The organism is uncultured Methanospirillum sp., assembly GCF_963668415.2.
Lineage (GTDB): Archaea > Halobacteriota > Methanomicrobia > Methanomicrobiales > Methanospirillaceae > Methanospirillum.
Genome location: NZ_CAXXDL010000001.1, coordinates 843,721 through 859,208, shown reverse-complemented (window position 1 = coordinate 859,208; position 15,488 = coordinate 843,721). Strand labels below are relative to the sequence as shown.

Annotated in this window: 6 protein-coding genes and 1 pseudogene; 3 read left to right on the top strand and 4 right to left on the bottom strand. The window is 39.1% G+C overall.

What is annotated here, in order from left to right; all coding sequences use genetic code 11:
- Positions 1-313: 313 nt before the first annotated feature.
- Positions 314-1,927: a hypothetical protein gene (locus ACHZA2_RS03970; protein WP_319578615.1), complete on the bottom strand. Its 1,614-nt coding sequence runs from the start codon at positions 1,925-1,927 to the stop codon at positions 314-316.
- Positions 1,928-2,072: 145 nt separating this feature from the next.
- Here ACHZA2_RS03970 and ACHZA2_RS03965 point away from each other — a divergent pair.
- The 3 genes and pseudogenes from ACHZA2_RS03965 to ACHZA2_RS03955 all read left to right on the top strand — a co-directional run bounded on the left by ACHZA2_RS03965 (position 2,073) and on the right by ACHZA2_RS03955 (position 6,657).
- A pseudogene (locus tag ACHZA2_RS03965) lies at positions 2,073-2,987 on the top strand (IS5 family transposase).
- Between the two features lie 548 nt (positions 2,988-3,535).
- Entirely contained in the window at positions 3,536-6,469 is a 2,934-nt protein-coding gene (locus ACHZA2_RS03960; protein ID WP_319578614.1) for a C25 family peptidase propeptide domain-containing protein, read from the top strand.
- Positions 6,470-6,534: 65 nt separating this feature from the next.
- On the top strand, positions 6,535-6,657 hold the full coding sequence (locus ACHZA2_RS03955) for a hypothetical protein (protein WP_319578613.1): 123 nt from the start codon (positions 6,535-6,537) through the stop codon (positions 6,655-6,657).
- A gap of 1,086 nt (positions 6,658-7,743) precedes the next feature.
- On the opposite strand, the gene ACHZA2_RS03950 is transcribed toward ACHZA2_RS03955, so the two are convergent.
- From ACHZA2_RS03950 to ACHZA2_RS03940, 3 genes are all read right to left on the bottom strand, one after another.
- Complete coding sequence (locus tag ACHZA2_RS03950; protein ID WP_394698478.1) at positions 7,744-10,212, bottom strand: S8 family serine peptidase; 2,469 nt, start codon at positions 10,210-10,212, stop codon at positions 7,744-7,746.
- Between the two features lie 1,098 nt (positions 10,213-11,310).
- A complete protein-coding gene (locus ACHZA2_RS03945; RefSeq protein ID WP_319578611.1) occupies positions 11,311-13,707 on the bottom strand; it encodes an oligosaccharyl transferase, archaeosortase A system-associated in 2,397 nt (798 codons plus the stop codon).
- Between the two features lie 55 nt (positions 13,708-13,762).
- On the bottom strand, positions 13,763-14,326 hold the full coding sequence (locus ACHZA2_RS03940) for a flagellin (protein WP_319578610.1): 564 nt from the start codon (positions 14,324-14,326) through the stop codon (positions 13,763-13,765).
- Positions 14,327-15,488: the final 1,162 nt, after the last annotated feature.

Genomic DNA, 15,488 nt, shown 5'->3' with positions numbered 1-15,488 from the left:
GTGTACTCGGAGATATGGAACTCTTCGCAGATCTCGTGTGACATCTTAAGGTACTGTCTCACCGAGCCTTTATGCCACGGTCGGGATTACTGTTCCTCCACACCTACATTTTCCTGACTGCGGTATACGCCGGTAACTAGTGTTGCACTTGTAGTCCTGACTTCTGCTGTATATATTCACGATATTGAATGAACCAATTGTAATACTAGTGCCCCTCGTCATTTAAATTTGAGAGTAATTCCCCTTGTAAATGATATTGAAAATTAAGAGACGACAAGCACTAGTTTGTTCCAAAATTAAATTGAGGAAATTTTCACCACACACCAACAACAGGTGTATCTCCATTTTTTCCATAGTCAAAGGATTTGTTTGTGGTTCCTGAGGAAGAGGCTAAATACCATTTCCCAGTACTTGGTCTGAATACTCCAACTTCTTCAATCCCATCACCATTCCAATCTCCAACTACTGGTATATCTGTACTCACTCCATAACTAAAGGATTTGAATGTGGATCCGGATGAGGAGGCTAAATACCATTTCCCAGTGCTTGGTCTGAATACTCCAATTTTTGTAATGGGCGTCCCTCCCAGTTTCACTACCCAAGCGTCAGTCAATGAATTTTTTCCACTTACATCGCCATCGGTGGAATTTGTTACCCCAGCGACAATATAACCTCCCTCACTTGTCTGTTGAATACTATTTGCTTGATCATTTAGAGAGCCGCCAAGACATTTTTGCCATTCGATAGTACCGGTACTTGAGAGTTTTACCACCCAGTAATCACCATTTCCGTGGTTACCAGATACATCCCCATCATTTGAGAATGAATATCCCCCGACAATATAACCGTCATCACTGGTCTGTTGAATACCAGTTGCTTGATCATTTAGAGAACCACCAAGACATTTCTGCCATTCGATAGTACCGGTACTGGAGAGTTTTACCACCCAGGCATCAGTAACTCCATGGTTTCCGGATACATCGCCATCTGTTGAATTTGTCCAACCTGCGACAATGTATCCACTGTCACTTGTTTTTTGAATGGCATTTGCCTGATCATCAAGAGTACCACCGAGACATTTCTGCCATCGTATACTACCAGCACTATTAAGATTTACCACCCATTCATCATATCCACCATGATTTCCTGATACATTTCCATCGTTTTTATTTGTATACCCTGCAACGATATACCCGCCATCATCCAATAGTTGAATGCTTTTTGCATTACTACATTGAATTCTATCTAACCCACTAGGATAACTCACCCACTGAATCTCCCCTGTGTTATTGAGTTTTGATATCCACCAACAATCACAACGGTATCTATCGCGTCCGGCTACAATATATCCACCATCACTTGTTTGTTGGATGCTATTAATGGCCTTATAATAATGATCTGTGGTATACACTTTGTACCATTCGACAGCACCGGTGCTTGCAAGTTTCTCCACAAAGGCCATATTACTACCGGAAACGTGTCCCGCTACGATATATCCACCATCACTGGTCTGACTCACGCAAGTAGAATAAGGAACACTCCAAAACCAAAGATCTTGTTCCCATGTGCTATCGCCTGCGGCGTCAAGTTTTAAATTAAAAAAATAATCCCCATACCCTTGGTCTTTTCCTTTGTCCCCGGTAACAATATATCCACCATCATTTGTTTGTTGGATATCGCTTGCCCAATCATTATAAATACCGCCATAGCATCTCTCCCAAGAAATGGAAGGTGCAGTGGTGCTTGGTACAGAAACATCACCCATTACTGATTCAGTCTCTCCTGTTGAAAAATTTTGTAACCTATGCTGTTGATTAGACTGGGTTGAATCAGCGGAAACCAGTGAAAAGATCACGAAAAAAGTAATAAGAATAGAAAGCATTAAGCAGAGATTTTTTTTTATAAATACCACAACCAATAGATACATATTATTAAATTATCTTTATAATACAATCGATATCAACTCATTAGTGTCTGTCGTCTCTTAATTTTCAAAACAGTTACCCCCGAAGAATTACTCTTAAGAGAACAGTGCATAATCCCTTTTTATCTAAGTTTGTTGAATAATAAATATCTGTTTTTCTTCGTTTTTCCTTTCACAAAAATATCAAAAAGAAGTAACTCTTGGAAATCGTTTGGGTGAAATAGAAAAAACTTGATTGGGAAAAATTCAGTTCAATCATCGCGTATTTTTTCAATGATGACCATATTGATGGTAGTAGACCTCACACAGATGAGATATTTTTGATCAAACTTAGTTCTCCCACAGTGGCATGGTCTCTCTGATTATGAATTTGAAATCCAAATTCTTGATAGGGCGTCTTTCCAACTTTTTCTGGGTTATCCGGAATCAATTTCTGATCGGTCTACTATTTGGAGATTCAGAGAGAGATTGATCAAAACAACAGGGAAGAAGCAATATGGAAGGAACTTCAGAGACAGATCGATGAACGCGGTTTTACCATTAAATGAGGTATGATTCAAGATGGTACATTTATCCTTCCAGATCCTGGTCCTGGTAAATCGGACAAACCAGGAGACGATGAAGCGAAAAAGAGAAGATCAAAAGATGGAACTTGCGCAAAGAAAGGTCAAAAAACGCACTTTGGGTATAAACTCCAACAATAGTTGATAAGGAAACTCAACTAATCCGACGTTTCGCTACAACTACAGCAAACGTACATGATAACCAAGTGGATCTTTCTGAACCTGGTGAAATTGTTTATCGAGATCGAGGATACTTTGGTGCAACTGTAAGAGGTTCAATGGATAAAACGATGAAGAAAGCAACTCGCAATCACCCAATATCTGCCAAAGATAAAAGAAGAAATAAAGCAATATCCCGCGTTCGTTCTCTCGTTGAAAGACCATATGTAGTGATCAAAAGAATCTTTCATGTTGGTCATATGATGACAACAACAGTTGAGAGAGTTAACCTAAAAAACATGTTTACGTGCTTATCATATGATCTATATAGGATTAGTTGAAACTCATCCCTAACTCAACCGAGTTCAGGTATAATTATTCACCCAACTAAAATTGTCAGATATTACGGATAAATGATATCTTGAAGGATTGGTCAAGAGCCCTTTGACATATTCAAGGGTGAAATACCTTTTGTTGTGAGTTTTTGTAGAAAAGCAGTTTTTAGGGCCGGCAACTAAATAACTGCGCTATGAGGACAATATGGGATTCTATGGTATTAATTAACGTTTCGTCTTCTGAATCGGGCTGTGATTGAGCACAGCAAATATATTGCACTTACTTATATGATTATCCATGGATATAAATCATAATCCGCTATTTTCTAACTTGATATTTTAGAGCTAATGGGAATATTTATATGATGGGGTTAATCAATTTTACAGCATAATCCTGACACTACCGGATTCGGTTCCTCTCTAGAAATATTGAATTATTCCATGACCAAAATTATCTGCAAAGGTATTAGTATATAATTATTGAGGGAAAAATGAACCAAAAAACCAGCATTTCTTTTTTTTCATTGATGCATCTAGTTATATGTATTCTTTTGATGACCATTATTATTCCCGCTGTATGTTTAACTGAAAACACTACCGGATCAAATGAATCGGGTTTTATCTCATCCATATCGGGATCAAACATAAGTCAGATTCCCCCATCCTCAAATAATTACAGGGATTTAAATAGGTCTAATGTATTATTCAGAAGAGAGGGAGTACAGCCAGATGACACCAATCAAACAAGTGGAACCGTTCATGTATCTGCAGTCAGCAACTCTAGTGGGATCACCGGGATACTGAACTCATCCCCATCGGTCTCAACTCAACAATATAATAACTCTGTATCAACAACAAATTCAATCAGAGTAAATTTAAACGCATCAGATTACTCAATTATTACAGATACTGATGGTTCAGATAAAATTCAGATGAATAATTACTCATCACTAATGAAACCTGGAGAACCAATGCTACCTCATATGTTATTTAATATTCTTCTTCCTCCAGAGGCAAACACTTCAAGTTTGCAGTTTACGATAATATCCGCTGATACCCGGGAATTGGAGGGGATATATAATATTACACCCGCAGGAATTCCTATGATCGCTGGTAATGAAGAAAAATTGGTGTATAATCAGAGTCTGGAAAACTGGACTGCAAAAAATGTAGTCGATGGAAAAAACCTCAGCATTTATGGAAGTAATGGAAAATACCCGGAGAGTATCGTTGAGTTACTTCCCTATTCACAAATGAGAAAGTGGCTTTATACAAAAGTGGATTTTGTACCAATTCAATATAATCCTGTATCAAAGAAACTCTTTCTTACTGAAAACGTGGTTATTGAAATCAACTATACCCTTTCTTCAACCCCTCTATCATCATCCTTAGAGATGGATACTGTTATGGATGATGTTGCCTCCACTATGTTCACTAATTTTGAACTGGCAAATGGTTGGTATGATCTAAATGGTAATACAAGTACTAGCGCAACAACCTATGATTATGTCATAGTAACAACAAACTTAATTGAAACTAATAGTGCCAAATTGAGTAATTTTGTTACGTATCAACAAGATCTAGGGCATACCGTAAAAGTAATCACCGAAGATGAGTATGGAAGTTTGACAGGTGATGATACCTCCGATAAAATCAGGCAATGGTTGAAAAATAATTATTCTGCCATGGGGATAAAGGATGTCCTTTTAATTGGTAATCCTTACCCTAATACAGGGGATGTCCCCATGAAGATGTGTTATCCGAAACCTACAACAACATATCAAGAAGCACCAACCGATTATTATTATGCTGATTTGACGGGCAATTGGGATATTGATGGAGATGGATACTATGGTGAATATTCGGATTATACAACATCAGGAGGAGTAGATTTAACCGCTGATGTATATGTTGGCAGAATACCGGTATATGATGCTGCATATATAACTTTAGATACGATATTGCAGAAGATTATGGACTATGGAGCATCTTCTACGAGTTGGCGCAAAACGACATTATTACCTATGTCATTCTCTGATCCCTATACTGACGGAGCGAAGCTGAGTGAACAGATGCGGACTGATTATTTAACAAGTGCTGGTTACAGTTCGTATAGGATGTATGAGCAGGGAAGTACATGTTCTGAAGCAAATTCCGCATATACATCTGAACAGGAACTCATAGGAGGGACCGGAGTGAGGGATATATGGGCTACGAATGATTATGGGATTGTCTGCTGGTGGGGACATGGTAATTACTATGGTGCTTATGTAGGATATGGCTCGAGCACATGCTCAGGTTCAGCCTTTATGACGAGCAGTTACGCCACCAGTCTTGATGATGAGCATCCTGCTTTTGTCTATCAAAACTCCTGTAATAATGGGCAGCCAGAATATTTAGGAAATCTAGGATATGCACTCCTGAAAAATGGTGCGATTACAACAGTTTCTGCATCGAGAGTATCCTGGTACTATGTGGGTCAGTCTTCGTTTGATGGTACTGGTAGTAATGCAGGAATTGGATATAATTATATTGAAAAACTAGTTCAGGAGATTCCAGCAGGAAAGGCATTATTCCAGACAAAGCAGGCTTTGGTCATAGATCCATATGTTTTAATGAACGTATATGATTTTAACCTGTATGGTGATCCATCAGTGTATACGACCCTGACCCTGCCCACTAACGGGTGTGATAAAATCGGCATCTGGCGTCCGTTCGGAGGTATTTGGTATTTAACTTCCTCCTCCGGATCCACGAATAAATCGTTTAGTTATGGAGTGAGTTCGGACATCCCTGTAATTGGAGATTGGAATGGTGATGGGATTGATGAAGTTGGAGTATATAGATCCAGTATTGGAAAATGGTATTTAGCCTCCCCCTCGGGAACCACATATAAATCGTTTAGTTATGGAGTGAGTTCGGACACCCCTGTAATTGGAGATTGGAATGGTGATGGGATTGATGAAGTTGGAGTATATAGACCCAGTATTGGAAAATGGTATTTAGCCTCCCCCTCGGGAACCACGTATAAATCGTTTAGTTATGGAGTGAGTTCGGACACCCCTGTAATTGGAGATTGGAATGGTGATGGGTCTGATGAAGTTGGAGTATATAGACCCAGTATTGGAAAATGGTATTTAGCCTCCTCCTCCGGGACCACGTATAAATCGTTTAGTTATGGAGTGAGTTCGGACACCCCTGTAATTGGAGATTGGAATGGTGATGGGTTTGATGAAGTTGGAGTATATAGACCCAGTATTGGAAAATGGTATTTAGCCTCCTCCTCTGAAACCACGTATAAATCGTTTAGCTATGGAGTAAGTTCGGACACCCCTGTAATTGGGGATTGGAATGGTGATGGGTTTGATGAAGTTGGGGTATACAGACCCAGTATTGGAAAATGGTATTTAGCCTCCTCCTCCGGAAATACATATAAATCGTATTACTATGGAGGAAATGGAGATACACCTGTTGTTGGTGTGTGGTGAGAGTTTCCTGATTTATTTTTGTTACATATCAAGTGCAACACCAGCAACCGCCAGATGCCACTTTCATGAGAAATGCCCGGTGTGGAGGGAGTGTGATCCCGAGCGTGCATGAAGGCTCAGTGAAGAAGTACCTCAAGATGTTACAGGAGATCTGCGAAGAGTTCCAGATATCCGAGTACACCCTGTAACGTATGAAGGTTATCAACATGGATATTTGGTGTGCTCAACCTTCGGCGAGCAGAAGATCGAACCGTATGGGCATGCTGATTTCAATTATTATTGATTCCTGGAAACACGTAACGATTTTATGATGCCAGATGGGTATCCTAAGATTATTCTCTAATAGGACTTACGCAGTACCTCTTTGAAAAAACCGTATGATGTAGCCATCAGGCTCCCCTGATGAAAAACAGTTAAGTAATCAGGTATGAGTGAATAATGGGCAGAGCAGGCTGTTCTAAATTGAGGATTTGATCCTGGGAAAATCTAACCGTTAAATTGCTCTCGCAGGCTACCGTACGATGTAGATTGCGGATGACAAATTGGCCTGTAAGGCAATTCATATGCCCATCACCTCTGATATTTATGACCGAACAGATACAAGTAGCCCTTGGTCTTGACCTTCACAAGTCCTTCATCGTGGCAACTATTATGACATTAACTGGTGATAAGATAATCAACTGATTTGATAGAACGCAATCTGGTCTCATTGCATTTAAAAACTGGCTAATCTCCTATAATGAGGAGGCTGTTGGTTACGAATCAACAAGTGACTACTGGGTTAGGATCTTCGATCTTCTTAGCCCAATTTGTAAGGTAATTGTGGGGAATGCTCGTTAGTATGAGATTGTCTCGTCAGAAACCGGTTAAAAGAATCATGTTCAATGCTGATACCAATCTCGGAATAATAATCAGCGGCTTTTGCGAAAGAGACATCACATTGAGCTGCCATTAAAAATGAAATGTAGTCTTTGTCATCACATTTTGGAAATGGAGGTATGAATTATTTTTATTGCACTAATAATATATTGATCTTTTGGCCGAAAACCGTTTCGCGTAAGTCCTATGTGCTATGGACACTCAAGAGAGAAGTAAAAGGGTATCGGAATAATGAGAATCACCATTATATTTCTTCGACTCGGAAAATTCGAACTCTCTGAAATAGCCTGACTTATAAAATTATCAAATATTACTACATGGACGAGATTAACTTACTCATAAAATGTTAGGTATGGCCAATATTGTATTGATCATATTGGATTATTTCTGGAGTTTTATGAGAGACATACTGGAATAATATCATCTTTATTGTCAGAATTTATATCCCCAGTTACGAGATTCATAATATTATCTTTAATACTAATTTTCAGATCTGTGATTGCATCAATATTATTATCTATATAAATAATATTCGCAGATGTACTGTATAATCCGATATCTGATATATTATCTCCATTGAAATCCCCTATATATGGGATATCTGATGAGTGACCCCATAAAAATTTCTTATCAGTTACGGAATCTGCTGAATAATCAAAGAACCACATCCCTGTTGAAGGTCTGTATAGGCAAATATCAGATATCTCATCTCCATTAAAATCACCTGATAATGGACTATCTCCTGAACTCCCCCATAAAAATTTCTTATCAGTTACGGAATCTGCTGAATAATCAAAGAACCACATCCCTGTTGAAGGTCTGAATAGGCAAATGTCAGATATCCCATCTCCATTAAAATCACCTGATAATGGACTATCTCCTGAACTCCCCCATGAAAATTTCTTATCAGTTACGGAATCTGCAGAATAATCAAAAAACCATGTCCCTGTAGATGGCCTAAATAAACATATATCTGATACCCCATCTCCATTATAGTCACCAAGTAATGGTATGTCCGATTTTGATCCCCAACTAATTTGTTTATCTGTAGTAGAATCATTGTTATTATTGAATTGCCAATAACCGTTGAAAAGAATTAGGTCATCATTTGTATTCTCACTAAAATTTAACCCACTCAATGGAGTACTTCCAATATTTCCCCAATTAACGTTATTTAAGAGAGAGTTTAGAGCAGAATTTTTTAACCAATAAATATTTGGGTATTCGGTTAATGTATTATATAAATTTGCTCTCCCTCCAGACACACATTTATTGTATAAAGAATCTTTTATATCCACTCCCTTAATAAATGCCTTTTTTAGTTGAGTAATATTATATAAAGGTGCAACAGATTTCATCAACGCAGCCAGTCCCGCAACATGGGGTGTCGCCATTGAGGTCCCGGACATATACTGGTATGAACTCCCTGGTTTGCAACTATAGATACTCAATCCCGGAGCAGCTACATCTACTGTAGTGGGCCCATAATTTGACCACGAGACTAGATTATCACTTGAATCTGTCATTGCCACTGACACAATATTTGCACAGGAAAGGCCAGCCGGTGAAAAGGTGTAACTATCAATGTTCACCCCGTCATTTCCTGCTGCACACAAAAATATAGCATCAGAATACGAATTTATCGCAGACTGGAGTGCGGTATCTGTTCCATAGCCCCCCCAGGAGTTGGAAAATATCCTGACACCCCGGGCATATCCCCAGGCAAATGCACTCAAAGCATCGCTTGTATATCCGTACCCTCCGGAATTAAGAAATTTAAGGGGCATAATTTTTGAATTCCATGTAACCCCAGCAATTCCCGCCCCGTTATTTCCGATAGCAGCAATCGATCCTGCACAATGTGTTCCATGGCCATTGTCATCCATAGGGTCTGCATCATTATTTACAAAGTCATACCCCGAGATACAGTTTGCCGCAAGGTCAGGATGAGTATAATCAACCCCGGTGTCAACCACCGCCACTGTTACGCTGGATGATCCGGTCGAAACCGCCCAGGCACTTGGGCAAGCCATTTTGACCATATCCCACTGGTAACTATAATAGGGATCATTTGGCCAGGACAATGTTGTTGTATTATTTCCCTGTGCTGCACGCATTACCCCGGACGGCACCGGTGGTGAAGAATAATTTGATGATACAAACCCTGATTCCCTGCTCTTGTTCCGGTAGTTCGAAAAGTTATCAGCGACTGAAGTCACTGCCGCGGCATTTGTCTCATTGCAGGCTTGATAAATATAATCCGGTTGTGCATATGCAACATTTGAATTATTTGTATAATATTGGATGGCTGCATCAACCGTTGTGTCATTTGGAATTTTTACAAGTTGGATGCCAGACAGCCCAAGGGTACTCTCATCGGCGAGAATAGTTGCCTGAATATCTGCATTGAGAGTAGCAGAAACCTGTGATACCCCTCCCATTGCAGATATGGTATCTGTTTTATATTGCACAAGAACCCGGTCTGGAACATAAGATCTATTCAGAGTAGGGCTTTTACTAACGAGTTGTGTCTGATTTGATGGAGATATTTGGTTAGCAGTTTGCCGGTAATGTATTGAATTGGCAGATTGGATATTATATGAAGCATTTGCCATCGCTGAAACAGAACTGGAATTATTTGCTGTGAATTGAGATGATGAACCTATGTCAGCGAAACATCCCATTATCATAGTTATGCAAAGAAGAAGCGATAATATTTTTAATATTTGTTTCATGATGCACATCCCCCCTAATACTATAAATATTAATTTAAATATATATGTCTGCCGTTCTCTTGATAATATTTGATAAGAAGTATTCATCCGCCTGCTCCCAAAAAACATTATATATGACTTTTCTCTCATCAAAGTGATTGTGTTGGTTATTCCTGAAGGCTTTCCTGGAAAGTACCTTTCGATTGCATCTGTAGAACCCTTAAATTATGCTCTATTTGAGAAATTAAACCTTATTTGGCGGTACCAAATCAATGAGGGTTTCCCAGGGAAAAAATATCGATGAATGAGCATTATTTGTAAAAATGGTCACAATTATTGTTTTTATAACGGCATCTGGTACTACCTACATATTAAAACGATGTAGATATTGACTAATCGTACGATCTCTAAATAGCGACCCGCTATAGGAACATTCCAGATCTTCAATTTTGGGATAGTTTTCACTTCTGTCTCTAATATTTATAATCTAAATGGCTGTAGTTGAATGGGAAGAAGAGATTACTCTCTTCCCCCTTCTAAGGACCGTACGTCATAAATAGAAAATTTGTAATCACTATGCAAACTGTAAGTCATCATATTCCTCCCTTTATCAACATTAAATCGATTATTGGAGATATTGGGCTGTGATCAATGGATCACTTTGTGAATGATGATAAAATATTATTCAATTACCAAAAATTCCAGATCTATCAATAATGGGAAATTATTTATTTCGTAGAATAAATCCCCTAGTGCCCCTTGTCATCTAAAATTCATATCAAAATGCCTAGAGAATCGATTCGAAAATAAAGTGACGAGAGGCACTAGTGATCAAATCTACTCTGTTCAGGTATGTGAACCTTTCAATTCATGCGGCTCAAGCACCTTACAACCTCAATTTCGGTTGAAAAACCGTTTCGCGTAAATTCTATATGAGTTTGACACTTACTGAAGCCCTTTTGACCTATCGGGAAAAGGTTTCGATTGAGAAGATATTCAACTCTCTCAAAAAACGAGATCGAGATCAAACCATTGCTTGTCTGAACCGATAACAATATTTATGAGGCATTAACCGCTGGATTTATCGGTAATGACCTAGGTAATTACTGATGATAAAAAACTTCAGATTTTGTTTATTCCCACATTTCAGATCTAAATTATCACAGTAAATCCTTCCAATGGATGAATATCCATTTTCAGTTATCAAGTGGGGCACTGCCAAAAAAAGAGGTCTATGAACAATAAATATTAATCCTCTAAAATATTATGTTCCCAAATTTCTATCTCCTTGCCACTTTCTGATATCCGGTAGGGTCCCGTTGCATGAACAAATCCCTCTCTTGGTTCGGTTGAGTAAGGTACTATAAATGTTCCATTATCACTCTGTTGCCGGTACGTAAACTCCCTGCCCTCGTTTGTCACAAGGTTGAGTTCAATGGTTCCTTCTCCTGGAATCACCGCTCCCTTAACTCGTTCAAAAATTTTGACTTTTCTAATATCATGTTTAGATGTCGCAGAAACTGATGTGTTAGACTCCCACACTAACTGATAGTGCTGTAATGCTTCAGTTGATTCAAGTGGGACATTGATCTCGGGTGACACTATTGGATCAGGTCCGGCCCATGGGAAATATGCAATCATATCAGTTCCGGGAATAGCGGTTCCTGTGTCATTTCCAACTACAGGTTTCTCACCTTTTGTTGCCGATCCATCAAAGACATGAAGCCTGGTAATCATGCTCCGGTAAAAAGGTTCTTTAAATCCGATGTCGTTGTGCGAGGTATTATTAACGGGATCTGTAACTGCTACATATCCAAAGTAATCATTTACTGTCTGATTGGAGTTGTAAGTCTGAAGCATCACTGCCAGATTATCAAAGAGCATGCTTGAATCGGTGATGACATATCTTGCTTTTGTGTCTGTTGCCTGTTTTTCGGCTGCACTCTCATTTGGTGAAAGGAAAAATTCAGCGGCTTCCTGAGCGTGTGACTGGAAGGGATCTGCAATAACCGGCCGGTGTGAGAAAAAATTCATAACATGGCCTGATTCCCACCATGAAAGAAGGCCATATGCTTCTGGTGAATATGGAAACGGTTTTTGGGGCTGATATATATTTGTATAATTAATGCCCGGATCAGGTGAGTGTGTATTGAGCCACATCATCCCCTCTATCATATCCTCTGAAGCTGTGTATGGTGAATAATCTGTTGATGCGATCATAAATGAGAAGATGCCGAACATAAGGAGTATTGCGCAAAGCATAAATGATCCGATGAGTACTCCGGCAGAATTTTTATTGACGGGTTGCTGTTTCTCTTCTTCCTCAATATGAGGCATTACTTGACCGAAATTAAATATCTTCGAGATAACCAGGCTGCTGACTAAAACAAACGGTACGGCAAGATAATACTCATAACGTACGTGGGTGATGGTTGCGGCCAGGCATACCAGTGCCCAGACACTAACATATCCCGCAGATACTTCTCTTTCCTTGAGCCAGTGGTATATTAATACGATTATTCCACAGGCGAACAGAATCAGCAACAGATTGTATGTCTGAAAAGCGTTTACTAAGTCCCAGGCCTGCATCTCTCCCACTGGTATATACTCGTTTGGAAAAAAGAAAAAATTTGTAAAAAGATCTACTGTACGATAAAATAAGGTAGGAAGTAGAACAAACGGGCCGATTACACCGATTGCAAGGAAAATGAAGTAGATGCCCAGACTGGTTTTTTGGTTCTGACTGATTTTATGAGATAGAGCCCCTATGATCCATAGGCCAATTGAAATAAGTGGCACTATTACAAGGAATTCTGCAAGTTCAAAAGGGCTCATTACATATCCTTCACCTCCGGGAAGACCCAGGATGGCAAGGATAATTGGACCAATCAGGCTTACTCCAAAGACCAGGATATTGGTGATAATTATGTTGTTCTCCTCTGTTTTGGTAGCAAAGGTGATGAACATGTGGATAATCGTGAAAATGAGACAAACAATGACCAGTAGTAATATTATGACTGAGTTCAGAACTCCTGCTGCCAGAAACAAACCCGCAGCGATGCTGAATGCAATGGTTTTATGCCGTTCTTGTTGATATGAACTTCTTAAGGCAAGTATATAGAGGAGAGCAAATGCTGCACTAATTAATATCTCCAAGCAGTGATGATCGTAATTTCCATAGAGGGTTCTGATCAAAAAGTTACCTGGAAGGACTGTTAGGATCAGTACAGTAATGACTCCGGTTTTCTGATCATAGATTGTTCTTCCTAAAAAATATCCCACTGGGATGGTCAGTACAAAACAGATTACTGGTATCCATGAGACGAGAGGGATCATTGTTTCCGGAGTGGTCAATCCTGTTGCAAGGCAGAGGAGAGATCCGATCCATGGAAGAAAAGGTCCCCAGTCGATGGGTTTTCCCTGTGGAAAATTAGTCATCGGATCGAACCATATCTGCGATGGAAAATGGGTGAGTGTAAGTTCTGTCTGTTTGAGTGCATACCAGGGATCAGTAAAGAGGACTTTTGGAAATCCCTCCAATAAAAGGCTGGATGGCTGGTATCTAAGCCAGATTCCGAATATTGTGAATAATACTATGAGAACTGGAATGAAAACTCGTTTGTTGGAGGACAACTTCTCTATCATTGGTTGATAGAGGATATGTAAGAATACTATTTAGGTTGCGCGAAAAAAGGTGGGGTTATATGATAACTCCGCCGTTGTATCCGGTTGCGAGGGTCTTTGCCACAAGGGTTGATGCTCCGATCTTTGGTTTAATTTCAAAGGTGAAACTACCGCCTGCTGCTGGACCCCCGGTAATTGACGGGGTAGTCGATGTATAGCCACTTATAGTTGCAGTAACTTGTGCTCTATCTCCTGCTGCCAAAACTCGGGATGCAAAATTAGCTACGCTAGTCTCGTCCGAAAGAGCTGATGCTGGAATTGCATATACTGCACCATTGTTTACAGTTAGTAAAAATGCCACGTCAGCCAATTTCTGGGGTTGTCCACCCTGTGGAATTGAGAGATAAAACTGGATTGCCGATAATTTTGAAGTTCCAGTATCCCATGTTCCATATAACTGTCCATCCAGCACAATATTTGATGTTGACTGCTTGATACCTGAGTATGTGACTTCCTGTGATTTCTGGGTTGCAAAAAATCCTGCTCCTAACATAACGTAGGAGAACACTGCGGCAACGACAACAAACGCAATTAGCACGATTGCTGCCTCAAGGCCTGAAAATGCTGAGTCCTTATTCATGATCTTTACCTCACTGGTTCACCCAGTAGTAACTCCAATTGTCATTCAAGGATATAATAGTTTCTTTATTTTATGTTGAATGAAACTTAAGGTAATGTAGAATTCTTTAGATCTGTTCTGAATCCATTTAACACTGAAATTAATCATTCGTTTCCTAAACGAATGAGTTCTTTCGCAATCCGCCCTTGATCTGTACTCTTTTCGGAAATTTGGTTTGAGTCAGTTCTGATAACGAAGATACATACCAACCTGCTTTTCCTTACCTTTATTAGCAAGAAACAATAATTGATCTCCAATATTGCCTCGAACGTCTCCCCCTTTCGTCCACTTTTTGTTGACCCAAAGATCTATTTTCTCAATTGTCCATCTCTGTTATGGACTGCGTTCTTGTAGGGGTCGATTAATGGTTTGATTTTGAAAATCCTCCAATATCCCGCATAAATCATAAAGGAATCATAGCCACTATCCAGTTGAACTGTCTACCATGCTTTGATTTATTGTACTGACAATTTCAGCTAATGGCATTGCATATGGGGCATCATGATCATTACCTTCAGAAAAAATTCCATGTAGTGGAAACTCATTTAGAAGAAATATGTGAAATTTGTGCATCTTACACCCGTAATGATGATTATATTCTGCATATTTGTCATCTCTTAATGCTTGACTAGGCATTGAATTAACCATTCCATGGCCGTTCTGAATAGTTTAACACGCAATGGTTCCATTTATTCGCATGATTTTCTTTAAACCATCCTATTTAACCGATTGTATGTAAAATTATGCAAATTACTTCCTGAGAGAATATGAAACCTTTCAGGTTCTTATTCGGGAATTCCAAGAGCAATACAATCTTCAATTGTGAGTGATTTGATGAATTTTCGGTAGGATTGTTTTCGAAAAGAAAGAACGATCAAGAGTTTGAATAATAATAATGGGGGATATAGCCACTTTCGAGATTGGTTATAGTTGAGTGAGTATGTAATTCAGTTTTAATTAGAGGGAAATCCATTGTTTGAGTAAATAACAATTGTACATTAGTTGCTACATTTCCAATATAATCTGATGTATTTTCTTCGTTTAAGCCAACGAGCATTGGTGCGAGTTTCAATAGAATATATAGATGCCGAAAGTATGTGCCTCGACTATTAACGAAACGATT